Raw genomic sequence first — 22685 nt, 5'->3', positions numbered from 1 at the left:
GTCCCCGGCCCTTGCCGTTCCGCCCCTCACCGCAAAGATCAGGCGGGGCGGGGCCGCTTTCAACCCGGCCCGCCCGTGACCAGAAGCGGCGATCAGGAAAGGTCCGACCATGAGCGGTGTCCGCACCGAAACCGACAGCTTCGGCCCCATAGACGTTCCGGCCGACCGTTACTGGGGCGCGCAGACCCAGCGCTCGCTCCAGAATTTCCGCATCGGCGGCGAACGCATGCCGGTGCCGCTGGTGCGCGCCCTGGGCATCCAGAAGCGCGCCGCCGCCGCCGCCAACCTGAAGCTGGGCGTGCTCGATCCGAAACTCGGCGCCGCCATCATGGAGGCGGCCGACGAGGTGATCGACGGCCGGCTGGCCGAGCATTTCCCGCTGGTGGTCTGGCAGACCGGCTCCGGGACCCAGTCCAACATGAACGCCAACGAGGTGATCGCCAACCGCGCCATCGAAAAGCTGGGCGGCACCATGGGGTCGAAGACGCCGATCCATCCCAACGACCATGTCAACATGGGGCAGTCGTCGAACGACAGCTTCCCCACAGCCATGCACATCGCCGCCGCCGACGAGATTGTGCGCAGCCTGATCCCGGCGCTGGAGCATCTGCGCACCGCGCTGGACGCCAAGGCCGACGCTTTCCAGGACATCGTCAAGATCGGCCGCACCCATCTCCAGGACGCGACGCCGCTGACGCTGGGGCAGGAATTCTCCGGCTATGCCGCCCAGGTCTCCTACGGCATCGGCCGGGTCAAGGGCGCGCTGCCGCAGCTCTACCGGCTGGCCCAGGGCGGCACCGCGGTCGGCACCGGCCTGAACGCCAAACCCGGCTTCGCCGAGGCCTTCGCCGAGGAGGTGGCGGCCTTCACCGGCCTTCCCTTCGTCACCGCGGAGAACAAGTTCGAGGCGCTGGCCACCCACGATTCGCTGGTCGACGTCCATGGCCACCTGAACACGCTGGCGGTGTCGCTGATGAAGATCGCCAACGACATCCGCCTCTTGGGCTCCGGCCCGCGGTCCGGCATCGGCGAGCTGTCGCTGCCGGAGAACGAACCCGGCTCCTCCATCATGCCCGGCAAGGTCAACCCGACCCAGTCGGAGGCGATGACGATGGTCTGTGCCCAGGTGATGGGCAACCACACCACCGTGACCGTCGCCGGCGCCACCGGCCATTTCGAACTGAACGTGTTCAAGCCGGTGATCGCCTTCAACGTTCTGCAATCCATCCGCCTGCTGGCCGATGCGGCGATGAGCTTCACCGACAATTGCGTGGTGGGAATCGAGGCCAACCGTGACCGCATCGCCAAACTGGTGTCGGACAGCCTGATGCTGGTTACGGCGCTCAACCCCCACATCGGCTATGACAATGCGGCGAAGATCGCCAAGAAAGCCCACAAGGAAGGGACAAGCCTAAAGGAGGCCGGGCGGGAACTCGGACTCCTGACGGATGAGCAATTCGATCAATGGGTTCGCCCCGAACGGATGGTTGGTCCCGGCTAAGCTTGGGGTTAGGGTGGGGGTGAGTTGTCCCGGCCGTCCCGGCTTTCCTCTGACCACCCCCATCCCCCACTTGCGATGCGTCGAGTGACCATGAAGAAGCGTTCGGTCCTGATCGCCGGCCATCCCACCAGCGTTTCCCTGGAGGAAGAGTTCTGGGACGCCCTGAAATCGGTGGCGCAGTCCCGCGGCCTGTCGGTGAACGCCCTGATCGAGGAGATCGACCAGACCCGCAGCGGCAACCTGTCCAGCGCCATCCGCGTCTACCTGCTGAAGGCGGTGCAGGCGCGCGCGGAGTGAGGGGTTCCCGCGGATAGCCACAGGTGGACACCGGCACGTCGTCGGCGTACACGCTTGCTGGCCTTCCGCCACCCGACAAGACCCCGCCGCCATGCCGCCAGACGTCACCACACTCGACATCATCGCCTTCGTCTGGTTCGTCGGCTCCTGGGTCGGCTTCACCGTCATCCAGGACCATCTGCTGTCCGGCCGGAACATGGTGAACCAGCACCTGAAGATCGTGCGCCGCCACTGGATCGAACGGATGCTGGACCGCGAGAACCGCATCATGGATGCGCAGCTGTTCGGCCACACCATGCACAGCTGCACCTTCTTCGCCTCCACCAACATGCTGGTGCTGGCCGGCCTGATCGGTAGTTTCGGCGCGGCGGAGCGGGCGCAGCAGGTCGTCTCCGACCTCTCCTTCACCGTCCAGACCTCGCACCAGATGTTCGAGCTGAAGATGCTGCTGATGGTGGCGATCTTCACCTTCGGCTTCTTCAAGTTCACCTGGGCGCTGCGCCAGTACAATTACTGCTGCGCGCTGATCGGTTCGGCGCCGATGCCGCCGGTTCCGCCGGAAGACCGCAAGGCGATCTCGCAGACCATCGGCGAGGCGCTGACGCTGGCGATCACCGCGCTGAACGGCGGGATGCGCGCCTATTACTTCGCCCTGGCGGCGCTGGCCTGGATCATCGGGCCGCTCTTCCTGATCGCCGCCACCAGCGGCGTCATCCTGGTCCTCACCCGCCGGCAGGCCTTCTCCGCCACCGAGAAGGTCATTCGCGTGCAAACCCAGTGGTTGGAAAGAAACGAGTCAAGAAAAGAGAAATAATAAATAAAATCCCGCACGCTTTCTGCGCATGCGACCAAATATCCTCTACCTGACGGTGAGTTGCGGCGGCTAAGGTCGGTGCATCGAGGATCGCGCGACGACTTGCCGGCGCGGCGCAGAGAACGAGAGGGCGACAATGGACGCCGATACCGCATTGACCATCATGGAAGCTCTGGATCAGGCGGAAGCCCTGCTGAACCGCATGCACCTGCGCGACGGCTATGCCGGTCGCGACACGCTGGCCCGCAACCGGGAGCTTCTGGATGCTGCCCGCGACCGGCTGCAACAGGTCCACAGCGTCGAAGGAATGGGCGCGTTCGACTGTTACTTCGGCCGCTCTCCGGCAATGGCCTGAGGCACAAGACTTCCGGGCACTCCCGCCGCCTCATCCCTTCAGCAGAACCTTGCCGCCGCTGCGCACCCGCGACCAGTCCTTGGCGAAATAGGCGAAGTCGCGGGACGGCCGGCTGAACAGGAAGCCCTGGGCCAGCGACACGCCCAGCCCGGTCAGCAGGTCGGCGTGCACCGCCTCCTCCACCTGCTCGCCGATCAGTTCCAGCCCGAGCTGGCGGCAGACATCGATCATGGACCGCAGCATCGCCATGTCGCGCGGGTTGGCGACGGCGCCGCGGACGAACTTGCCGTCGATCTTGGCATAATCGGCCTGGATGCCGTACAGCGACTGGAAGCTGGTCGATCCGGCGCCGACATCGTCCAGGCAGATGCGGAAGCCGCTCTCGCGCAGCTTCTGCAAGACCTCGTTCAGCTTGGCGATGTCGGTGACGACCACCGTTTCCGTCACCTCGATCAGCAGCTTGGCCGCCAGATCGCCATAGGGGGCGACCACCGACTGGAACTGCTTGAGGAAGATCGGGCTCATCAGCGTCTTGGCCGACAGGTTGATCGCCACGTCGGGCAGCTTCGGTTCCTTGCGGAACTCGGCCAAGGTGTCCAGCACCGTCCGGGTCAGCAGGAGGTCGAAGTCGTAGATCAGCCCGACATCCTCGGCGAAGGTGATGAAGTCGGCCGGCGACCCCATCCCGTCGACACGGGTCAGCGCTTCCAGATGATGGACGGCGCCGTTGGCGATGTCGACGATGGGCTGGTAGACGACGAAGAAGTTGCGGTTGTCGATGGTGGCGCGCATCTGGCCGATCCGCTCCACCGCACCCGCCATCAGCCGGTTGGCGCCATCCTCCAGGCTGGAGATGGTGAACTCGCCGCCCTGTTCGGAGGCGAAGGCCTGCACGGTATAGACCAGCGCGCGGGCCGCATCCGCCGCGTCCAGCCGGTCGTCCGCCATGTCCAGCGTCCAGGACCGGATGCCGCCGGGCAGGGCGCCGCCCGCCGCTTCGATGATCTGGGCGATGTGGCCCTGCACCTCGCGCCCGTCGATGTCGGCGGCATGGACGATGCCGTAACGGTCGCCGGTCAGCTGTCCGGCGCTGTCGCCGTCGGCGGAGATGCCGCGCAGATAGGCGTCGATGCCCTCGCGCACCTCCGTCGCCGCTCCCTCCGGCATCGCCTCCACCATCGCCTGCAACCCTTCGACCAGCAGCAGGGTCAGCCCCTGGTCGAGCCCCTTCTCCCGCGCGGCGAAGATCCGCTCCTCCAGGATGCCGGCGAATCCGGCCTGGTCCCGCAGCTCGCCCTGGGCCGCCGCGAGCCCAGCCCCGTTGCCGGCGCGCGCCGGCGCGGTCAGCAGAACGGTGAGGAACAGCGACCCCGGACAGGAATCGAGCCGGCAGCCGCCGAGCAGCGCCGGGAACTGCTGGCCGTCGAAGGCCTGGAACAGCACGCGCGACGGCTTGATCCGCGCCTTTTCCCGGATGCGGTCGAACAGGACATGGACGTATTTGCGGTCGCCGGGGGCCACCACCTCCATCAGGTTGCTGCCCACCAGCCCGCCGACCTCGCCCTTGGTCAGGCGGCAGCGGGCGCCGGCGGAAAACAAAATGTTGCCCTGCGCATCCGTCTCGATCAGCAGGTCGGCGGCGGCGAAGGCGAAGCCGACGAAACGGTCGCGGTCGCGGCTGGACTGCGGACGGCGTGTCCCCGCCGCGCCGGAGGCCGGGCTGACGACCGGTCCGATCACGGGAGGGGATCGTCCTGCGCTTTCCTGCGACAAGGGCATCGTCATCCGGCTACAAATTGCATCAAAGTTTAGAGAGTTTCAGGCTGAATGCAGCAGAGGGTAACCAATATTGACGTAAGTTAAAAGCGTATCTGTGGCCGATGACCTTCGTCCGGGGCGGTCACGGCAATTTATGATATCTATTCCGCAAATGCGAAATACCCGGGAATGCCTTGGCCGATAACGGAAATGCTGGGAATTATCGGTGCCGGAAACCTGACGCGATCATTCCGATTCCGCAATGATCGTTGTCGTCGAGGACCGTCACCGATTTGCGGCCGCGGCAGTCCTTCTTCCGTCGCGGCCGTCATGCCGGGCATGGGGCCGGGCCCGGTCAGACGATCTCCACCACCGCCGGCTGGACCGGGCGTTTGCGGTCCTTCAACAGCAAGGCGTTGAAGCTGGCCTGTCCGGGTCTCTCGACGAACCGGTAGGTCAGGCTGGCGACCGCGACCACCGTTCCCAGATAGGCGAGTGCCAGCGAATCCATCACCAGGGGGATGCCGATGGAGATCAGCCGCTCCTCCTCGCCCTCGATCGTCTGGTCGACGAACATCGGCTGGCCGAGAAGCCGTTGCAGGAAGGCCGCGGCCTTGTGGAACAGCGCGATGACCAGCGCATGCACCATGTAGATGGAGTAGGAGCGGGCGCCCAGCCACTGGAACGGCCGCTTCGCCAGCAGCCGCGAAAATCCGCCGCCTTCGAAGGCGAACACCCAGACGACGAGACCGAACAGCAGCGGCGAGGCGTAGGACAGGGCATTGCCGCGCGCCATCGCGACGAAGCCGATCACTGCGGCAAGGCTGAGCCCCTCGATCACTCCCGGCATCGGCAGGCTCGACAGTCCCGCGCCGCGGGCCGCCCGGAACAGCCGATACACGATATGCCCGGCGAAGAAGCCATAGAGGCAGCGGAAATATCCGAAATCGAAGCTGGTGTCGACGTAGCGGTCGGACCAGCCCATGACCACGAAGGCGCCGGCCGCCGAAAGAGCCACCGCCGAGGCCGTCACCAGCCATCTGCGGCGGGCCAGCAGGCAGAGCGCGGCGAAGGTGATATAGGCAAGGAACTCGGCGCTGATCGACCAGCTCGGGACGTTCCAGGTCAGCCTGTCCTCGATGCCCAGGGAATGTACCAAAAACAGGTTGCTGAGGATGGAGGATGGCGCGAAGCGGCCGGTGAAGGCCGCAGTCTCGCCGCTGATTGCCAGCGCCTTGACGATCTCCAGCGGAATGAAGGCGATCAGGGTGGCGGCATGCAGGGGCCAGACCCGTCCAAGGCGCCGGACCAGGAAATTCCTCCCGTCCGGTGCCGATTTCAGGCGGCCGACATAGGCGTGGGTGATGACGAAGCCGCTGAGAACGAAGAAGAAGTCCACAAACAAATAACTGCCGCGAACGAACGGAACGAGATAGAAGTGACCTAAGGCGTTGAAGTGGAACAATGCGACGAACAGGGCGCATAAACCGCGCCAGCCGTCGAGCACTGGGAAGCGCATTTGGACTCTCCAAATCGATGTCTTGCTTCGGTCATCTCATGCTGTCTGCCGATACTATGGTCGTGGAAAATGCGGTCTGCTCCGCGATGAGGAGCATGTACCCGGTTACCGTCGGGTGACCGTAAATGTCGGCACTGCAACCAAAAAGCGGAAATCGGGCTTATTCCGAAAGCCGGCCGGTGAGTACCACCGTCAGGTTGCGGGTGCGCAAGGACCACTTCCTGAGGACTGCGGATTTGCCGGTTGTCGGGATTGTCACACCGGTCGTGAGCGGCGCCTCATCGGATTGGACGCCATGGCACCGTTTGGTTGTCTTCGAAGCGGTACGCTGCTTGCGCCTTCAGGTTGAGCTTTTCCCGCCTTGAGCGGGGCGGGCTCAACCGGCATTCTCCGGCCATCCCGCCGCGGCCGAGAAACCGGTGATGCCCATCCACCGGCGCAGCGCGTGCAGTGGCTGCACGTCGGCCGTGGCGGGGATGACCTTCGCCTGCAAACGAAAAGGCCCCGCGGACCTGCCGGTCGCGGGGCCTTTCGGCTTTTGCGGGGAAACAGCGTCAGCGGCGCGGGAACAGCCGGTTGACGTGGCCCATCTTGCGGCCGGGCCGGGCTTCGGCCTTGCCGTACAGATGCAGGCGGGCGCCGGGTTCGGCCAAAAGGTCGGGCCAGCGCAGCACGTCGTCGCCGATCAGGTTGGTCATCTCGGCATCGGCCACCCGCTCCACCGATCCCAGCGGCAGGCCGCAGACCGCGCGCACCAGCTGCTCGAACTGGTCGGTGGCGCAGGCGTCCATCGTCCAGTGGCCGGAATTGTGCGGACGCGGCGCCATCTCGTTGACCAGCACCCTGCCGTCGGCGGTGACGAACATCTCCACCGCCAGCACGCCGACCAGATCCAAAGCCTCGGCGATGCGGCGCGCGATGCGGTCTGCCTCCGCCGCGGTCTCCGCTGACACCTTCTCGGGCGCGGCCGGGGCGATGGTGACGTCGAGGATGCCGTCCTTGTGGCGGTTCTCCACCGCCGGATAGGCGACCATGGCACCGTCGGCACCGCGGGCGACGATCACCGACACCTCGCAGGCGAAGGTGACGAAGCCCTCGACGATGCCCTCCACGCCCGGCTTGCCGCCGCCGATGCCGGTCCAGGCCGTCACCGGATCGCTGCCGCTGTCCAGCCGCGCCTGCCCCTTGCCGTCATAGCCGAGCCGCGTCGATTTCAGCACGCAGCGCGGCCCGATTTCGGCCACTGCGCGGGCGACCTCCTCGGCGCTGCTGGCGGTGCGCCAGGGGGCGGTGGCGATGCCCAGCTGGTTGACGAAGCTCTTCTCGGCAATGCGGTCCTGCGCCACCGACAGCACATTCGGGCCAGGGTTCAGGTTGGTGAAGCGGCGCAGATGCTCGGCGGTGGCGACCGGCACATTCTCCCACTCCAGCGTCACCACATCGACCGAGCGGGCGAAGCGCTCCAGCGCCTCCAGGTCGTCCCAATCGGCGACGGTCGCTGCGGCGCTGACCTGGGCGGCCGGACTGTCGGCCGCGTCGGGGGCATAGACATGGGTCTTGTAGCCCAGCCGCGCCGCGGCCAGCGCCGTCATCCGGCCGAGCTGTCCGGCACCCAGCATGCCGATGGTGGAACCGGGGGCGAGACGGGGCAGGGGAGTCCCGGTTGGAGTGCCGGTCATGACGGTCAGGCTTTCTCTCTGTCAGGCGGGATCGCGTCAGTTGGGATCGTCGACGGGCGCTTCGGCGACCGCGGCGGTCTGGCGCGAGCGCCAGCCGTCGAGTGCCTCGGCCACCGCCGGGTCCATCAGCGCGATGACCGAACCGGCCAGCAATGCTGCGTTGATGGCGCCGGCCTTGCCGATCGCCAGCGTGCCGACCGGGACGCCGCCCGGCATCTGCACGATCGACAGCAGGCTGTCCATGCCTTTCAACGCGTGGCTTTCGACCGGAACGCCGAACACCGGCAGCGGCGTCATCGATGCGGCCATGCCCGGCAGATGGGCGGCGCCGCCGGCGCCGGCGATCACCACCTTCAGCCCGCGCGCCTTGGCGGTGGTGGCGTATTCCACCAGCCGGTGCGGGGTGCGGTGGGCGGAAACGATGCGGACCTCGTGCGGGACGCCCAGCGCCGTCAGCGTGTCGGCGGCGTGCTTCATCGTCGTCCAGTCGGACTGGCTGCCCATGATGATGCCGACCAGCGGCTGGACGCCGGCAGCCGAAGCGGTGCTGTTCGGGGAGAGATCGGCGGTCACGGCCTGTCGCTTTCCTCAAGGTCCGGAAAGCGGCGCATTATAGGAAGAGTCGGGCAACTGTCCAGAGGCCGCACCGTGTCCGCACCCCTGTCCGTCCCGAATCCTACCCTGCGGCTGCGACATTCCGGCCCTTCCGGTGGAACATGGTTCCACTTATGGTGCCGCCTTATATGGACTGGATAGACCCTGCTCATTCCCAGAACCGGACCCATCGCATGACCGACGCCGCTTCCAACGAAGACCAGCGCAAAGAGCACCGCGACATCCGCGCCGCGATGGCCGAGGAGCGGATGGCCGCCGTCGGCATCGACGAGGCGTCGATCGAAACGCTGGTGCGCACCTTCTACGGCAAGATCATGAAGGACGAGGAACTGGGTCCGATCTTCGGCCGCGCCATCACCGATTGGGAGCCGCATCTGCGCAAGATGATGGATTTCTGGTCGTCCATCGCCCTGCTGACCCAGCGCTACGACGGTCGCCCGATGCCGGTGCACATCTCGCTGGGGCTGGAGCCGCCGCATTTCCAGCGCTGGCTCGGCCTGTTCCGTGAAACCGCCCGCGAGATCCTGCCGGCCGAGGGCGCTGATTTCCTGATCGGCAAGGCCGAGAACATCGCCCGCAGCTTCCAGATGGGCATCCAGTTCTTCACCGTGCCCAAGAAGGGGTGAGGGGACCATGCTCCCCCTCTCCCCGGGGGGAGAGGGGATGGCTGCGCGTTTCCCCAAGCCCCGTTAAGCAATGATATCCGGCAGCAGCCGGCTTTCCAGGACCATGATCTGGTCCTTCAGCATCAGCTTGCGCTTCTTCAGCCGCTGCATCTGCAACTGGTCATAGGGCGCGCGTTCGGCAAGCCGGGCGATGACGTCGTCCAGGTCGCGGTGCTCGCTGCGCAAGCTCGCCAGCTTTTCCTTCAAAATCTCTTGCTCGTTCATCGCGCCCGTTAGGAATGGCCGTTGCCCCGGGTGGATCGGGGGTGCTCTTGCGGGTGACCCTTTGGCTGGGCGGGCCGGACTATATCAGATTTCCTGACGTACGGCACCGCCAAACCGCCGGAATCCCGATAGGGTCCGATCCTTTGGCCCCGCCCGCTACCGCGGCGGAAGGGCGTGCGCGACGCAATGCCCCCTTTGCGGCTGCGGGCAACGATTGCGGGAAACTCCTGTTCCGGTAACATGGTGGTCCATTTCAATGAACAGGCGAACGGGACGGGAAACCCTCAATGACTGCCCCTAATAAAGCCGGCAAGCGCATCGGCATCCTGACCAGCGGCGGCGATTGCGCCGGGCTGAACGCGGTCATCCGTGCGGTGGTCCACCGCGCCACCGGCTATGGCTGGCAGGTGCTGGGCATCAAGGAAGGCACCCAGGGGCTGCTCCAGCGCCCGGTGCAGTATCAGACGCTCGATCTCGGTTCGGTCGACGGCCATATGATGCGCCAGGGCGGCACCATCCTGGGCACCACCAACCGCGGCGACCCCTTCGCCTACCCGATGCCCGACGGCACGCTGAAGGACCGTTCCGACGAGATCATCGGCGGCTACCGCGAGCTTGGGCTGGACGCGCTGATCGGCATCGGCGGCGACGGCAGCTTCGCCATCCTGCACAAGCTGGCGCAGAAGGGCGGCTTCCCGATGGTGGGCGTGCCCAAGACCATCGACAACGACCTGGGCAAGACCGAGGTGTCGGTCGGCTACGACACCGCCGTCGCCGTGGCGGTGGAGGCGCTGGACCGTCTTCAGCCGACCGCCGCCAGCCACCACCGCGTGATGGTGCTGGAGGTGATGGGCCGCGACGCCGGCCATATCGCTCTGGCGGCCGGCATCGCCGGCGGGGCCGACGTCATCCTGATCCCCGAGATCCCCTATTCCATCGAGAGCATCGCCGCCAAGATCCAGAGCGTCCGCGACTCCGGCCGCAACTTCGCCCTGGTGGTGGTGTCGGAGGCGGTGAAGACGCTGGAAGGCACCGGCGTCAAGAAGATCCTCCAGGGCGGCGAGAAGCGCTATGGCGGCATCGGCGACTATATCGGCGAGAAGATCGCCGACGCCACCGGGGCCGAGACCCGCGTCACCGTGCTGGGCCATGTCCAGCGTGGCAGCATGCCCAGCCCGCGCGACCGCCTGATCGCCTCGGCCTTCGGCGTCCATGCCGTCGACCTGATCGCGGAGGGCAGGTTCAACCGCATGGTCGCCTGGTCCAACCGCGGCGTCATCGACGTGCCGATCACCGAGGCGATCGAGCATTATTCCTGCGTCGAACTGGACGGCGCGCTGGTGAAGACCGCCCGCGGCCTGAACATCAGCTTCGGCGACTGACCGGGCAGCGATGTCGGCGAATCCCTTCTGGGACTTTTCCCTGGCCGTCTACGGCCGGCCGGGGGTGCCCGCCTGCTGTCTCGCTCTTCAGGACCGGTGCGGGGTGGACGTGAACGTCCTGCTGTTCGCCGCCTGGGCCGGCCTGCACTGCGGCATCCGCCTGTCGGCCGAAGATCTGGCGCGCACCGACGGGGCGGTCGCCGGCTGGCGCGACGAGGTGGTGCGGCCTCTGCGCGCCCTGCGCCGCCGCGCCAAGACGGAGGACGACGCCTTCTACCGCCGTATGAAGGCGGCCGAACTGGAAGCCGAACGCGTCCAGCAGGACCGCCTGTTCGCCGCGGGCGGCTTCACTCCGCAGGCCGGCGGCGGCCTGGAGCTTGCCGCCGCCAACATGGCGCTGCTGGTGCCGGGCGGCGACCCGGCGCTGGACGAACTGGTGGAACTGCTGGCGGGACGGTGAGGGGGCTCCCTACCTGTTCAGAATCAGCTCGTCCGGATTGTGGGTGACGTTCGACACCAGAACCGGCTTGCCCGCATAGAAGGCGCTGCACCGCTTGCCGCTGACCAGCCGGGTCAGCGCCGCTTCCCACTCGCGCCCCTTGGGGCCGATGATGCGCAGCTTCAGCTGGTCGACCAGCGGGACGACCTTGAACGTCTCGATCTCGATCGGTTCGGCACTGGTGGTGGTGAAGACGTCCTGCTTCAGCGTCAGCGTCCTGCCGTTGATCTCCAGCGTCACGTCCTGCGCCCACGGGCAGCCGTTCGACTTGGCGCCTTCGTTGGCCTGCGCAGCGGTGATCCCGAGACCGAAAGTCAGGAGGCCGAGCGTCAGGGCGGCGAGAGTGACCCGGCGGAGACCGGAATGGCAGAGTGCCCGGATTGGGCGGGTGATCATGATCCGCTCCTCGAAGAATGGCGCGGACAATAGCCACGAGTATGCTCCCTGACAATCCAGGGAAAATCCTGATTCTGTGACCGTTTGCCACGATTTCAGACCGCAGGTGACTGGACCGGCGGGGCGGCGGCGGGGCATCATCCGGATCCCGGCAGCGCGCCCGCCACCCCGCCCAATACCCTGCAAGAGTCCCGATGGTTACATTGTCGCAGGCCCTGCTGATCGCGCTTGACCACCATCAGGCGGGCCGGCTGGCGGAGGCGGAGGACATCTACCGCCGCATCCTGGGCGCCGATCCCGAATATGCCGACGCGCTGGAACTGTTGGGCGTGCTCGCCGCCCAGACCGGCCGGCTGGCCGAGGCCACCCGCTGCCTTCGCCTCGCCGTGGCCCTGCGTCCCGAGGGGGCCGGCGGGCTGTCCAACCTTGCCGGCGTCGAGCAATCGTCCGGCGCGCTCGCCCTTGCGGTGCGGCTCTATGGCCGGGCGCTGCGCCTGCTGCCGGACCTCGCCGACGCCCATGCCAGCCGCGCCGGTGCCCTGCGCCGGCTTGGGCAGGCACTGCCGGCACTGACGGCCACCGGTCTTGCCCTGGCCCTGGCGCCCGACCATGCCGACGCGCTGGCGAACCGGGCCGCCGCCCTGCTGTCCTGCGGTGAGCCCATCACGGCCGAGCACTGCGCCCGCCGCTCGCTACGCCTGAACCCGCGGTCCGCCGTCACCCATGCGACGTTGGCCGCCGCCCTGGCCGCACAGCGCCGCTGGGCGGAGGCCGAATCCGCTGCCCGCGACTCGCTGGCCCTCGACCGCTCCACCGCCGAGGCGTGGGAGGTGCTGGGCTCGGTCCTCGCGAGGCTCGCCCGCTTCCCCGATTCGCTGGACGCCTTCGCCATGGCGGAGCGGCTGCATCCCGGCCCGTCGCTGTCTGCGGCGCGCGGCACCGCCCTGATCGCCATGGCCCGCCCGGCGGAGGCGGCAGCCGACTTCGAGCGCGCCCTGGCCGACCGGCCGCAGGATGCCGGACTGCACTGGAACCTCGGCTTTGCCCGTCTGATGGCCGGCGACTACGAAGGCGGCTGGCCGGAGTTCGACTGGCGCCGCCACGACGACCGCGCCGAGCCGCCCTGGCGCCGCCTCAATCAGCCGACATGGCGGGGCGAGCCGCTGAATGGCCGCACCATCCTGCTCTATGCCGAACAGGGGCTGGGCGATACGCTCCAGTTCCTGCGCTATGTCCCGCTGGTGGCGGCCCGCAGCGGCCGGGTGGTGCTGGAGGTGCAGCGGCCTCTGCTGCCGCTGCTGGAGCCGCTGCCGGGGGTGGAGGGGGCGGTCCAGGTCGTCGCCCGCGGCGATCCGCTGCCGTCCTTCGACCTCGAATGCCCGCTGATGAGCCTGCCGCGGGCCTTCGACACCGGCCTGGACGGCGTGCCCGCCGACACCCCCTACCTCCGCCCCGACCCCGCGCGCGTCGCCCGCTGGCGCGACCGTCTGGGGCCGCACGCGGCTCTGCGCGTCGGCGTCGTCTGGGCCGGCAACCCGCGCTTTCCTGCCGATGCGGAACGGTCGCCGAAGCTTGCCGGCCTGCGCGGCCTGTTCGACGTGCCGGGCTGCTGCTTCTACGGCTTGCAGATGGGGCCGGGGCGCGCTGATCTCGCCGACAGGATCCTGCCGGACAGCTTCAGCGACCTCGGGGCGGAGATCGCCGACTTCGCCGATACCGCGGCGATCATGGCGAACCTGGACCTTGTGGTGTCGTCCTGCACCGGGCCGGCCCATCTGGCCGGGGCGCTCGGCCTGCCGCTGTGGCTGGCGCTGCCCTTCTCGCCGGACTGGCGCTGGCTGACCGGCCGCGACGACAGCCCCTGGTATCCGACCGCCCGCCTGTTCCGGCAGCCGGCGCCCGGCGACTGGCCTGCCGTCGCCGGGCGCATGGCCGCCGAACTGGTCGTGCTGGCTCAGCGCTTCAGGCCGTTGCCATAGCGGGAGCAGTCGTAATCGTCGGTTCCGGCCTCGGCACGGCCACCGTTGGAGGTGTTGTAGCGCGGGTCGTCGCAACGGCCGTTGCGGGCGTAGGAATCGGACTCTCCCGACCCGAACAGCCCGCCGCCGCTGCCGCCGAACAGCCCTCCGCCACTGCTGTTGCTGCTGGTCTGGTTGCAGGCGGCGAGCGCCAGCGGCATGGCGGCGGCGATCACGAATCGAAGTGCGGTCTTCATGGCAGTCCCTTTCCCTGGTGAGGGTTGCGAAGGAAATGTTCCCTTCGCCCTCAACAGGGCAGGGCGCCCGCAATTCCCGCGCTGGCGCTCGGATTAGAGTGTGATCGTTTCAAGCGGGATCGCTTGAAACGTGAATCACACGGAAAGCCAAAAACTTAGAGTCTGTCTGGTGCTTCAACAAGCACCAGACAGACTCTAACGCTTCCTGGCCTTACCGGGCCGGTTCCGGCTTCACTCGACCGGCTGGAACAGGCGGGTGACGGGGTGGATCGCCCACATCTCGCCCGACTCGATGTCGAACCACCAGCCATGGATGTTCAGCGTGCCGGCCTCCACCCCTTCGCGCACGAAGGGGAAGGTCATCAGATTCTCGACCGAGGCGCGGACCGCCGCCCGCTCGATCACCGCCGGAGTGTTCTGCAGCTTCTCCGCATCGGCGCGCGCCTGTTCGGAGCCTTCCGGCCCGACATAGGGGTCGAGCGCCGAGCCGGCGATCGACACCCAGGGGGAGACGAAATCATCCTCGGCCTTCTGGCCGGCGCGCAGCCGGATCAGGCCCTGGATGCCGCCGCACTGGGCATGGCCCAGCACGATGATCTCCGACACCTTCAGCGCCTTGACCGCATATTCGATGGCGGCCGAGGTGCCGTGATAGGCGCCGTCGGGCTGATAGGGCGGGACGAGGTTGGCGACGTTGCGCACGACGAACAGCTCGCCGGGCTCCGCCATCGTCAGCAGGGCCGGATCGACGCGGCTGTCGGAACAGCCGATCAGCAGGACCTCAGGGTGCTGCCCTTCGGTCGCCAGCAGCCGCATGCTGTCGGGGCGGCGTTCGTAATAGCGGGCGCGGAAGGCCTTGATGCCTGCCAGAAGCTGGCGGATGGGCTCGCTCGGTTTGCTGAAGGGCATGGTCGGCTCGTTCCCGTTTCTGCCGGCCGGCTGGGGCGCCGGTTCCGCATCATGATCCATCGACAGCGGTATAACGGCATTGCGTCCGCCGACCAAGCCGCCTGTTGCGTTGCAAATGCGGGTCGACGCGGATCAGGCCTCTTGCCCACGCTCGCCCCAGCGCCGCAGGTTGCCGGCATCCAGCCCAAACAGGTCCAGCACCCGGCCCACCGAATGGTCGACCAGATCGTCGATGCCCTGCGGCCTGGCGTAGAAGGCGGGGACCGGCGGCGCGATCACCGCCCCCATTTCGGCCAGCGCGGTCATGGTGCGCAGGTGGCCCAGATGCAGCGGCGTCTCCCGCACCATCAGCACCAGCCGCCGCCGTTCCTTCAGCGCCACGTCCGCCGCCCGCGTCAGCAGGGTGGAGGTGACGCCGCTGGCGATCTCGCTCATCGTCCGGACGGAGCAGGGGGCGACCACCATGCCCAGCGTGCGGAAACTGCCGCTGGACACCGCCGCCCCGATGTCGGCGGCGGCATAGCTGACATCGGCCAGCGCCCGCAGTTCCGCCACCTTCATCGCAGTTTCATGCGCCAGCGTGACCTCGGCCGAGCGGCTGACCACCAGATGCGATTCGACGCCGATCCGCCGCAGCGTCTGCAGCATGCGGATGCCATAGATCACCCCCGACGCGCCGCTGATGCCGACGACGAGCCGGGGCGGAGGTGTGGTGGGATCGGTCATGGAATTCTTAAAAGCTCTCCAAGCCCTCGACGGTCCCTCTCCCGGGGCGGGAGAGGGGCCCACCCTCAGCGCGCGTCTTCCTGCTCGGAATAGCTGTCGTCGTCGCGGCCTTCGCCGTAGAAGTCCTCGGCCGCTTCCTCCGGCGGGCGCGGCACGCCGCCGCGGCGGATCGCCAGGGCCAGCGCCTCTTCCAGCTCGCGCTGGGAGCAGAGGCCCAGCATCACCGGGCTGCGCGGCTTGATGTTGGCGACATTCCAGTGGGTGCGGTCGCGCACCGCGGCGATGGTCGGCTTGGTGGTGCCGATCAGGCGGCAGACCTGGGCGTCCGACAGCTCCGGATGGTGCTTCAGCAGCCAGGCGATGGCGTCGGGCTTGTCGCCGCGCTTGGTGATCGGGGTATAGCGCGGACCCTTGGACCGGGACGCCACCTGCGGCAGGTCGGCGACCAGCAGCTTCAGGCGCAGGTCCTCGTTCTTCTCGCAGCGCTCGATTTCCTGCTTGGTCAGCTGGCCGTTGGCGATGGGGTCCAGCCCCACCATGCCGACTGCGACCTCGCCGTCGGCGATCGCCTGGACTTCCAGCGAATGCATGCCGCAGAAGGCGGCGATCTGCTCGAAGGACAAGGACGTGTTCTCGACCAGCCAGACGGCTGTCGCTTTCGGCATCAAGGGCAGTGCCATCATCCCTCCTGACAAACTCTTCACCGGCCGCACCCGCTGGCGGGTGGTGCGGCCGGCCGTTCTAACTGGTTATGCGGCGCGGGGGCGGCTTCGCGGCCCCGGGGCGACCCCGGGGCGGCCGCCCCATTCTCGTCACCACGATATAGGGCGAATACCGGTCCGCGTAAGCATGCTTGCGCAGGCGCACCGGGAAATCCCGGCCGCCCGCTCGCCTCTGCTAACCTGTCTTGCCTGCTTATGGCAAGCCCGACGGCGCGGATGCGGTGAAGAAAAGCGCAAAAATCAGGCGGCGTCCGGCCCGACCGTCAGCACGATCTTGCCGATATGCGCGCTGCTTTCCATCAGCCGGTGCGCCTCGTCCGCCTGTTCCAGCGGGAAGGTGCTGTGGATCTGCGGCCTGATGCCGCCGGATTCCAGCAGCGGCCAGACATGCTCGCGCAACGCCGCGGCGATGCGGCCCTTCTCCGCCACCGGCCGGGCGCGCAGCGTCGATCCGGTCAGGGTCAGCCGCTTGGTCATTACCGGCGCCATGTTCAGCGACACCTTCGACCCTTGCAGGAAGGCGATCGAGACGTGGCGGCCGTCCATCGCCATGATGTCGACGTCGCGGGCGATGTAATCGCCGCCGACCATGTCCAGCACCACGTCGACGCCGCGCCCGCCGGTCGCCTCGCGGATCACCGCGACGAAATCCTCGGTCCTGTAGTTGATGGCGCGGTCGGCGCCGAGATCCTCGCAGGCGCGGCACTTGTCGTCGCTGCCGGCGGTGGTGAACACCGTGGCGCCGAAGGCCTTGGCCAGCTGGATCGCCGTGGTGCCGATGCCGCTCGACCCGCCATGGATCAGCAGGGTCTCGCCGCGCTTCAGGGCGCCGCGCTCGAACACGTTGGTCCAGACGGTGAAGAAGGTCTCCGGCACCGCCGCCGCCTCGACCATCGTCAGCGGGGCGGGAACGGGCAGGGCCTGCACCGCCGGCACCACGCAATATTCGGCATAGCCGCCGCCGGCCACCAGCGCGCAGACCCTGTCGCCGCTGGCCCAGTCCTCCACCCCTTCGCCGATGGCGATCACCGTGCCGGACAGCTCCAGCCCCGGCAGGTCCGATGCCCCCGGCGGCGGGTCGTAGCGGCCCTGGCGCTGAAGCGTGTCGGGGCGGTTCACCCCGGCGGCGGCGACCTCGACCAGGATTTCGCCGGGGCCGGGCACCGGGGCGGGGCGGCGGGTCGGTCGCAGCACCTCCGGCCCTCCGGGCTGGGTGATCTCGACGCAACGCATGCTGTCGGGCAAGGCAAGGCCCATGGCGGTCGTCCCTTCGGTTTTGTCTGTTTGGCAATGTCCGGCCCGAAAGGTAGATTTGCCCAACCGGCCTGACAAGCCGGACCAGGGACCGAAAACACGGTAGGGGGAGGGAGCCGAACCATGGCCATCGACGACCGTTTCGAGGATCTGGAGCCGCGCAAGGCCAAGCCGGCGCCCAAGGACCTGACCGTGATGGGCGTGGCCGAGATCGAGGCCTACATCGCCACGCTGGAGGCGGAAATCACCCGCGCCCGCGCCGCCATCGCCGCCATCGCCGCCAAGCAGGCGCAGAAATCGGCAGCCGAGGCGTTTTTCAAGAAGGGGTGAGGCGCCAAAGGAAAAGGCCCTTCCCCTGCGGGAAGGGCCTTGATTCCATTTGGTTCCACCTCACCGCCCGACCAGATCGCGGTAGCAGTGCCAGGAGGCATGGCCGATCACCGGCAGCGCGATCGCCAGCCCGAGGAAGCCGGTGACCATCCCGGCGCTCATGAACAGGGCGATCAGGAAGCCCCAGGCGATCATCGGTTTGACGTTGGCGCGCACCACCGTGATGCTGGTCGCCATGGCGGTGAAGACGTCGGTCTCGCGGTCCAGCAGCATCGGCACCGACACCACGGCGATGGAGAACACCGCCGTCGCGATGATCCCGCCGAACACCGTCCCGGTCAGCAGGAAGGGAATGGTCTCGGCCGAGAAGAAGATGCGGTCGACCAGCTGGTCCAGCGCCGGCGGCTCGCTGGAGAAGAACAGGGCGAAGATCAGGAAGGCGACGCGGATCCAGGCCAGCAACGCCAGCATCAGCACCATGCCGATCCCGGCGATCTGCACGCCGTTGCGGCGATAGGCGGCGACCACCTTGCCGAAGGTCGGCCGTTCCCCAAGCTCCAGCAGGCGGCTGGTCTCGTAGAGCCCGACGGCGAACAGCGGTCCGACCAGCATGAAGCCCGCCGCCATCGGCAGCAGCAGATATTCCATGTCCAGCATCGCCAGCCCGACCACCAGGGTGAAGCTGGAGATCACCGCCAGCGCGCCATAGGCGAAGCTGATGCCGGGGGCGGCCATCATGTCCTGCCAGGCCGAGGCGAGCCAGACCCAGGGGCGGTCCGTCTCGACCTCGCGGATCGCCGGCAGCCAGTGCGGGGTTTGCGTCTGAGGCGTCTGCACCGAACCGCGAAACGACGTCATGTCGACCATGATGACGGTCCTCCCCAACAGCCAAGGAAAGCGCCCGCCGGCGCCCTTGACCGGCACTGTCACACAGTCGCGCGGATCGTCGCAATAGGGAACTATCGGCCTATCCAATAGTAACAAAAACGCAGAGGTTATTCCCAGCGCCCGGCTTGGTCTTCGCCGTCCCTTCGTCCTGGCCGGTCAGTCCTCCCCGTCCAGCTTATGCCCGTCCAAAGTCTGAGTTCTCCGCTCGGCCTCCTTGCGGTCGCGGTCCTTCTCCGCCTTGGTGCGGCCGAATCGGGCCCGATTCGCCTCCGCTTCCTTGGTGCGTTCGGCTTTTTCACGGGTCTTGCGGAAACGGTTGAGGTTGACCACGTCGCCCATGGCACGATCTCCGATGGCTGATTTCCGGGGGTTCGGGGGCCGCGCGGCCGATTCCGGCAGGCGGCGGGACGGAAAAATTTCGCGAAAAAATCCGGCGGACTCCGACTTGGCCGTGGGATTGCCCAAATTGCTTGTTTCTTCTGCGGGCGCTAGCTTACCGAAGGACGGCGCGCACCGGAAGCGGACGGTGCGGCGGGTGGGGGAACGGGTCTTTGTTTAGACAGTCTTTGTTTGGATGTGGCAAAGGGGCGCGGCCGACGACAGGGCCGGTCGCAGGGAAGGCGGAAACCCGGTGAAGAAGATCCTGATCGCTGCACTGGCCGGGCTGGCGGTTTCGGCCGGTCTGCTGCTGGTGGCGCCGAGCCTCATCGACTGGAACGCCTACAAGGGCGCCATTGCCGAGCGGGTGTCGCAGGCGACCGGCCGGCAGGTGGAGTTGCGGGGCGACGTCGGCTTCACCCTGCTGCCGTCGCCGGCCCTGACCGTGCGCGACGCCCGGCTGGCCAACGCCGCCGGGGCCGCCGAGCCCGACATGGTGCGCCTGAGGAAACTGGACGCCCGCGTGGCGCTCGGCCCGCTGCTGGGCGGCCGCGTCCAGGTGGAGAGCATCGCGCTGGTCGAGCCGACCTTCGTGGTGGAGGTGCTGAAGGACGGCCGCATCAACTGGGACCTGTCCACCGCCGGCACCCGCACCGGCGACGGGCTGGGGGCGGCCGAAGGGCTGGTCTCCGCCGTCAGCTTCGATCAGGTGCTGATCGACAACGGCACCGTCATCTACCGCGACGACCGCAACGGCCGGACCGAGACGGTGGAGGGCCTCAGCGCCCGCATCGCCGCCGGCAGCCTGAACGGTCCCTTCCAGCTTCAGGGCGATTTCCGCCTGCGCGGCCTGTCCCTGCATGGCGAGGCGACCGCCGGCCGCTTCACCGAAGGGGCGGCGGTGCCGGTGCGCGCCACCCTGTCGCTGCCGCACACCGACGCCACCCTGCGCTTCGCCGGCATCCTGACCGGCGGCGGCACCAGCGGCAGCGGGTCGAAGGTGCAGGGCGACCTGCGCGCCGAGGGCGGCGACTTCGCCAAGCTGGTCGACGCCTCCAAATCCTCCTGGGCTCCGGCGGCGCTCGCCCAGCCCTTCAGCCTGCGCTCGACGGTGGAGGCGGGGACCAGCCTCGCCACCTTCACCGGCCTGGAGGCGCAGCTTGGCGACACGCGCGCCACCGGCAACGCCACGTTGCGCGCCGGCGATCCCGCCAGGCGCGAGGAGCCGCGCACCGAACTGACCCTCGCCGTCAACCGGCTCGATCTCGACGCGTGGCAGGCCCAGGCCGCCCGGACCGCCGCCGGCAACGCGGCCCCTGCCGGCGATAAGGGCAGCACGGGCGCGAACAACAAGGCGCCGGTCCCGTCCTTCGTGCTGCCAGCGGGGGTGGAGGCCAAGCTGGACGTCGCCGTCGACGCCATTGCCTACAACCGCAGCGTGGTGCGCCAGGGCCGGATCGAGGCCAGCCTGTCCGGCGGCCGGCTGAACATCGACCGGGTCAGCGCCCTGCTGCCCGGCGGCTCCGACTTCGTCGCGGCGGGTGAGGTGACGACGCCGGGCGGCCAGCCGACGCTGGACGTGCGGATGGAGGCGAACGCCGACAACCTGCGCGCCCTATTGGAATGGGCGAAGCTGGACCTGCACGGCGTACCGGCCGACCGGCTGCGCCGCGCCTCGCTGTCCGGCCGTCTCCAGGGCCATGCCGACCGCTTCGAGCTGTCGGGGCTGGATTTCCGCTTCGACAGCAGCCGCCTCAGCGGCGCCGTCGCCTATGTCGACCGTGGCCGGCCGGCCTTCGGCGCCCGGCTGGAGCTCGACCGTCTGAACCTGGACGGCTATCTGCCCGCCGATCCCGCGCCCACCCAGCCAGCCGCCCAAACCGCGTCCCAGCCGGCGACCCGCGCCGTCGGCCCGCGCAACGGAACCGCCTCCACCGACTCCGTCCAGGCGCCGCAGCGCATGCTCGGCCTTGCCGACGCCAACCTCGACCTGCGGGTCGGGCAGCTGACGGTGGGTGGGCTGCCGGTGCAGGGGCTCCGCCTCGACGCCACCGTCGCCTCCGGTGCGCTGACGGTGCGCGAGGCCAGGGTGGACGATGTCGCCGGCCTCCAGGCCCGCCTCGACGGCCAGATCGCCAGCCTGATCCCGCTGCGCGGCGTCAACCTCGCCCTGACGGCCGACGCCAAGTCGCTGGGCGGCCTGCCCAGCGCGGTCTCCTGGCCGCGCGGCCTGCCGGTGCCGGAACGGCTGGGCGCGGTCAGCGCCAAGGCGCGGCTGGCCGGCGACGGCGAACGGCTGGCGGTGGAGGCGTCGGCCGGCATGCTGGGCGGCACGCTGGAGGCCGGCGGTGCCCTGATCGGGCTGGACCGCACGCCCAGCGCCGACCTGAAGCTGCGCGTCACCCATCCGGAGATGGGGCGCATCGCCGCCCTGTTCACCGACACCGGCCTCGCCCGCGCCTATGGTCCGCTCGACCTCTATGGCGAGCTGTCGGGAAATGCCGCCTCGCCCGCCCTGAACAACCTCCAGGGTCTGGTTGCCGGCATCCCCCTGCGCGGCAAGCTGATGCTGGACCGCAAGGCGGAACGCCCCGCCTTCCAGGCCGACATCCAGACCGGCGACCTCGACCTCGACCGGCTGCGCAATGCCCCGCTGGTCGGTGACGGCGCCAGCCGTCCCGCCACCGCTGCCGCCGATCCCGCCGCCCCGCCGGCCGACCCGCTGTCGGACCTGACCTGGATGCAGTCGCTGGACGGCCGGCTCGGCCTGACTTCCACCTCGCTGACGGTGGGCGGGCAGCGCATTGCCCAGCCGGCACTGCGGGCCACCCTGTCCAAGGGTGTGGCGACCCTGGAACAGCTGGACGGCGAATGGCAGGGCGGCCAGATCGGGCTCAGCGGCCGTCTCGCCACGGCACCGGGGCAGGGGGCGGGACAGGGGGCCGCGCAGGCGCCGAAGCTCGACGCCGACCTCACCGTCATCAAGGCCGACATGGGCAACGCCCTGTCCGGCCTTTCCGGCCTCGGCCTCAGCGGCGGCAGCGTCGACCTCGATGTGACGCTGTCGGGCAGCGGCCATGGCGACGCGCTGCTGCGCAGCCTGACCGGCCGTGGCCGGGCGGTGGCGTCCGGCGGCGTGCTGCGCGGCGTCGACCTTGCCGCCCTGCGCAGCCGCCTCGCCGGGGTGGAGCGCACGCAGGAGGTGCTGACCGCCGTCGCCGGTGCGCTCCAGGGCGGCGAGACGAAGCTGGACCGGCTCGACGCCCGCTTCGTCATCGACAAGGGGGTGATCCGCACCGAGGATGCCCGCCTGACCACCGCGCCGGCCGACGGTACGCTGGCCGGCACCGTCTCGCTCGCCGACGAGCAGGTCGATCTGGGATTGACCCTGACGGTGAAGGCGGACGGCGACCTGCCGCCGCTGACCCTGCGCATGGCCGGCCCCTGGGCCGCCCCGACCCAGACCCTGGACCTGAAGGCCCTGCGCGATCGCTTCAACGCCGCCGGACCTGCCAAATAATGAGGCACTGAAACCGACGCCCTGCCCACACGGCAATG

General features: G+C 68.4%; 23 protein-coding genes. 10 read left to right on the top strand and 13 right to left on the bottom strand.

Annotated elements, in window-relative coordinates:
• The first annotated feature begins 109 nt into the window (after positions 1 to 109).
• The 4 genes from fumC to J2848_RS05225 all read left to right on the top strand — a co-directional run bounded on the left by fumC (position 110) and on the right by J2848_RS05225 (position 2967).
• Complete coding sequence (fumC, locus tag J2848_RS05240; RefSeq protein WP_149230140.1) at positions 110 to 1501, top strand: class II fumarate hydratase; 1392 nt, start codon at positions 110 to 112, stop codon at positions 1499 to 1501.
• Positions 1502 to 1591: 90 nt separating this feature from the next.
• A complete protein-coding gene (locus J2848_RS05235; RefSeq protein WP_149230141.1) occupies positions 1592 to 1798 on the top strand; it encodes a ribbon-helix-helix domain-containing protein in 207 nt (68 codons plus the stop codon).
• Between the two features lie 91 nt (positions 1799 to 1889).
• Positions 1890 to 2612: a DUF599 domain-containing protein gene (locus tag J2848_RS05230; RefSeq protein ID WP_149230142.1), complete on the top strand. Its 723-nt coding sequence runs from the start codon at positions 1890 to 1892 to the stop codon at positions 2610 to 2612.
• Between the two features lie 136 nt (positions 2613 to 2748).
• Positions 2749 to 2967 (top strand): hypothetical protein, encoded by a 219-nt coding sequence (locus tag J2848_RS05225; RefSeq protein ID WP_149230143.1) that lies wholly within the window; start codon positions 2749 to 2751, stop codon positions 2965 to 2967.
• A gap of 30 nt (positions 2968 to 2997) precedes the next feature.
• On the opposite strand, the gene J2848_RS05220 is transcribed toward J2848_RS05225, so the two are convergent.
• The 4 genes from J2848_RS05220 to purE all read right to left on the bottom strand — a co-directional run bounded on the left by J2848_RS05220 (position 2998) and on the right by purE (position 8427).
• Positions 2998 to 4707: an EAL domain-containing protein gene (locus J2848_RS05220; RefSeq protein WP_246193701.1), complete on the bottom strand. Its 1710-nt coding sequence runs from the start codon at positions 4705 to 4707 to the stop codon at positions 2998 to 3000.
• A 373-nt stretch (positions 4708 to 5080) separates the two neighbouring features.
• Positions 5081 to 6244 (bottom strand): acyltransferase family protein, encoded by a 1164-nt coding sequence (locus J2848_RS05215; protein ID WP_149230145.1) that lies wholly within the window; start codon positions 6242 to 6244, stop codon positions 5081 to 5083.
• A gap of 554 nt (positions 6245 to 6798) precedes the next feature.
• Complete coding sequence (locus J2848_RS05210) at positions 6799 to 7923, bottom strand: 5-(carboxyamino)imidazole ribonucleotide synthase (protein ID WP_149230146.1); 1125 nt, start codon at positions 7921 to 7923, stop codon at positions 6799 to 6801.
• Positions 7924 to 7959: 36 nt separating this feature from the next.
• Entirely contained in the window at positions 7960 to 8427 is a 468-nt protein-coding gene (gene purE, locus J2848_RS05205) for a 5-(carboxyamino)imidazole ribonucleotide mutase (RefSeq protein ID WP_170306986.1), read from the bottom strand.
• A gap of 284 nt (positions 8428 to 8711) precedes the next feature.
• Between purE and J2848_RS05200 the strand changes: the two genes are divergently transcribed.
• The gene (locus tag J2848_RS05200; protein ID WP_246193702.1) at positions 8712 to 9164 is read left to right on the top strand and encodes a group III truncated hemoglobin; all 453 of its coding nucleotides are present in this window, start codon (positions 8712 to 8714) and stop codon (positions 9162 to 9164) included.
• A 63-nt stretch (positions 9165 to 9227) separates the two neighbouring features.
• Here J2848_RS05200 and J2848_RS05195 read toward each other — a convergent pair whose 3' ends face one another.
• A complete protein-coding gene (locus J2848_RS05195) occupies positions 9228 to 9428 on the bottom strand; it encodes a YdcH family protein (protein WP_012974357.1) in 201 nt (66 codons plus the stop codon).
• A 287-nt stretch (positions 9429 to 9715) separates the two neighbouring features.
• On the opposite strand from J2848_RS05195, the gene J2848_RS05190 reads away from it, so the two are divergent.
• Positions 9716 to 10810, top strand: coding sequence for an ATP-dependent 6-phosphofructokinase (locus tag J2848_RS05190; protein WP_109442660.1), 1095 nt, complete (start codon positions 9716 to 9718; stop codon positions 10808 to 10810).
• A gap of 10 nt (positions 10811 to 10820) precedes the next feature.
• On the top strand, positions 10821 to 11270 hold the full coding sequence (locus J2848_RS05185) for a TIGR02444 family protein (protein WP_149230148.1): 450 nt from the start codon (positions 10821 to 10823) through the stop codon (positions 11268 to 11270).
• A 9-nt stretch (positions 11271 to 11279) separates the two neighbouring features.
• Here the strand turns inward: J2848_RS05185 and J2848_RS05180 are convergent, their stop codons facing one another.
• On the bottom strand, positions 11280 to 11705 hold the full coding sequence (locus J2848_RS05180; RefSeq protein WP_149230149.1) for a hypothetical protein: 426 nt from the start codon (positions 11703 to 11705) through the stop codon (positions 11280 to 11282).
• Between the two features lie 194 nt (positions 11706 to 11899).
• On the opposite strand from J2848_RS05180, the gene J2848_RS05175 reads away from it, so the two are divergent.
• Complete coding sequence (locus J2848_RS05175) at positions 11900 to 13684, top strand: tetratricopeptide repeat protein (RefSeq protein ID WP_149230150.1); 1785 nt, start codon at positions 11900 to 11902, stop codon at positions 13682 to 13684.
• Here the strand turns inward: J2848_RS05175 and J2848_RS05170 are convergent.
• From J2848_RS05170 to J2848_RS05150, 5 genes are all read right to left on the bottom strand, one after another.
• Entirely contained in the window at positions 13660 to 13920 is a 261-nt protein-coding gene (locus J2848_RS05170; protein ID WP_149230151.1) for a hypothetical protein, read from the bottom strand. The genes J2848_RS05175 and J2848_RS05170 overlap by 25 nt on opposite strands.
• 231 nt (positions 13921 to 14151) lie before the next feature.
• On the bottom strand, positions 14152 to 14829 hold the full coding sequence (locus J2848_RS05165) for a carbonic anhydrase (RefSeq protein ID WP_149230152.1): 678 nt from the start codon (positions 14827 to 14829) through the stop codon (positions 14152 to 14154).
• Between the two features lie 132 nt (positions 14830 to 14961).
• Entirely contained in the window at positions 14962 to 15555 is a 594-nt protein-coding gene (locus tag J2848_RS05160; protein ID WP_149230153.1) for a UbiX family flavin prenyltransferase, read from the bottom strand.
• Positions 15556 to 15620: 65 nt separating this feature from the next.
• Positions 15621 to 16235 carry a DUF1013 domain-containing protein gene (locus J2848_RS05155; RefSeq protein WP_149230154.1) on the bottom strand — a complete coding sequence of 205 codons (615 nt, stop codon included), beginning with the start codon at positions 16233 to 16235 and terminating at the stop codon, positions 15621 to 15623.
• A 282-nt stretch (positions 16236 to 16517) separates the two neighbouring features.
• Positions 16518 to 17534, bottom strand: coding sequence for an NAD(P)H-quinone oxidoreductase (locus J2848_RS05150; protein WP_149230155.1), 1017 nt, complete (start codon positions 17532 to 17534; stop codon positions 16518 to 16520).
• 120 nt (positions 17535 to 17654) lie between these two features.
• Here J2848_RS05150 and J2848_RS05145 point away from each other — a divergent pair, with 120 nt between their 5' ends.
• Positions 17655 to 17861 carry a DUF1192 family protein gene (locus J2848_RS05145; RefSeq protein WP_149230156.1) on the top strand — a complete coding sequence of 69 codons (207 nt, stop codon included), beginning with the start codon at positions 17655 to 17657 and terminating at the stop codon, positions 17859 to 17861.
• A gap of 60 nt (positions 17862 to 17921) precedes the next feature.
• Here the strand turns inward: J2848_RS05145 and J2848_RS05140 are convergent, their stop codons facing one another.
• Together J2848_RS05140 and J2848_RS05135 are read right to left on the bottom strand one after the other, a co-directional pair.
• Positions 17922 to 18728 (bottom strand): DUF2189 domain-containing protein, encoded by an 807-nt coding sequence (locus tag J2848_RS05140; RefSeq protein WP_149230157.1) that lies wholly within the window; start codon positions 18726 to 18728, stop codon positions 17922 to 17924.
• 177 nt (positions 18729 to 18905) lie between these two features.
• Positions 18906 to 19088 (bottom strand): DUF4169 family protein, encoded by a 183-nt coding sequence (locus J2848_RS05135; protein WP_149230452.1) that lies wholly within the window; start codon positions 19086 to 19088, stop codon positions 18906 to 18908.
• Positions 19089 to 19380: 292 nt separating this feature from the next.
• On the opposite strand from J2848_RS05135, the gene J2848_RS05130 reads away from it, so the two are divergent.
• Entirely contained in the window at positions 19381 to 22647 is a 3267-nt protein-coding gene (locus J2848_RS05130; protein WP_149230158.1) for an AsmA family protein, read from the top strand.
• Positions 22648 to 22685: the final 38 nt, after the last annotated feature.

Origin of the sequence: Azospirillum lipoferum, assembly GCF_024170005.1 — a bacterium.
In the GTDB taxonomy this organism is placed as follows: Bacteria; Pseudomonadota; Alphaproteobacteria; order Azospirillales; family Azospirillaceae; genus Azospirillum; species Azospirillum lipoferum.
The sequence above is the reverse complement of the archived record's forward strand: the minus strand, read 5'-3'. Positions and strand labels throughout refer to the sequence as shown.

What these genes read in the sequence shown, in the direction of transcription:
- J2848_RS05135 (WP_149230452.1), bottom strand. Translation starts at nt 19,088, where the DNA reads ATGGGCGACGTGGTCAACCTCAACCGTTTCCGCAAGACCCGTGAAAAA.
- J2848_RS05235 (WP_149230141.1), top strand. Translation starts at nt 1,592, where the DNA reads ATGAAGAAGCGTTCGGTCCTGATCGCCGGCCATCCCACCAGCGTTTCC.
- J2848_RS05195 (WP_012974357.1), bottom strand. Translation starts at nt 9,428, where the DNA reads ATGAACGAGCAAGAGATTTTGAAGGAAAAGCTGGCGAGCTTGCGCAGC.
- J2848_RS05155 (WP_149230154.1), bottom strand. Translation starts at nt 16,235, where the DNA reads ATGGCACTGCCCTTGATGCCGAAAGCGACAGCCGTCTGGCTGGTCGAG.
- J2848_RS05140 (WP_149230157.1), bottom strand. Translation starts at nt 18,728, where the DNA reads ATGGTCGACATGACGTCGTTTCGCGGTTCGGTGCAGACGCCTCAGACG.
- fumC (WP_149230140.1), top strand. Translation starts at nt 110, where the DNA reads ATGAGCGGTGTCCGCACCGAAACCGACAGCTTCGGCCCCATAGACGTT.
- J2848_RS05145 (WP_149230156.1), top strand. Translation starts at nt 17,655, where the DNA reads ATGGCCATCGACGACCGTTTCGAGGATCTGGAGCCGCGCAAGGCCAAG.
- purE (WP_170306986.1), bottom strand. Translation starts at nt 8,427, where the DNA reads ATGGGCAGCCAGTCCGACTGGACGACGATGAAGCACGCCGCCGACACG.
- J2848_RS05190 (WP_109442660.1), top strand. Translation starts at nt 9,716, where the DNA reads ATGACTGCCCCTAATAAAGCCGGCAAGCGCATCGGCATCCTGACCAGC.
- J2848_RS05200 (WP_246193702.1), top strand. Translation starts at nt 8,712, where the DNA reads ATGACCGACGCCGCTTCCAACGAAGACCAGCGCAAAGAGCACCGCGAC.
- J2848_RS05225 (WP_149230143.1), top strand. Translation starts at nt 2,749, where the DNA reads ATGGACGCCGATACCGCATTGACCATCATGGAAGCTCTGGATCAGGCG.
- J2848_RS05180 (WP_149230149.1), bottom strand. Translation starts at nt 11,705, where the DNA reads ATGATCACCCGCCCAATCCGGGCACTCTGCCATTCCGGTCTCCGCCGG.
- J2848_RS05165 (WP_149230152.1), bottom strand. Translation starts at nt 14,829, where the DNA reads ATGCCCTTCAGCAAACCGAGCGAGCCCATCCGCCAGCTTCTGGCAGGC.
- J2848_RS05230 (WP_149230142.1), top strand. Translation starts at nt 1,890, where the DNA reads ATGCCGCCAGACGTCACCACACTCGACATCATCGCCTTCGTCTGGTTC.
- J2848_RS05215 (WP_149230145.1), bottom strand. Translation starts at nt 6,244, where the DNA reads ATGCGCTTCCCAGTGCTCGACGGCTGGCGCGGTTTATGCGCCCTGTTC.
- J2848_RS05185 (WP_149230148.1), top strand. Translation starts at nt 10,821, where the DNA reads ATGTCGGCGAATCCCTTCTGGGACTTTTCCCTGGCCGTCTACGGCCGG.
- J2848_RS05150 (WP_149230155.1), bottom strand. Translation starts at nt 17,534, where the DNA reads ATGGGCCTTGCCTTGCCCGACAGCATGCGTTGCGTCGAGATCACCCAG.
- J2848_RS05210 (WP_149230146.1), bottom strand. Translation starts at nt 7,923, where the DNA reads ATGACCGGCACTCCAACCGGGACTCCCCTGCCCCGTCTCGCCCCCGGT.
- J2848_RS05160 (WP_149230153.1), bottom strand. Translation starts at nt 15,555, where the DNA reads ATGACCGATCCCACCACACCTCCGCCCCGGCTCGTCGTCGGCATCAGC.
- J2848_RS05175 (WP_149230150.1), top strand. Translation starts at nt 11,900, where the DNA reads ATGGTTACATTGTCGCAGGCCCTGCTGATCGCGCTTGACCACCATCAG.
- J2848_RS05170 (WP_149230151.1), bottom strand. Translation starts at nt 13,920, where the DNA reads ATGAAGACCGCACTTCGATTCGTGATCGCCGCCGCCATGCCGCTGGCG.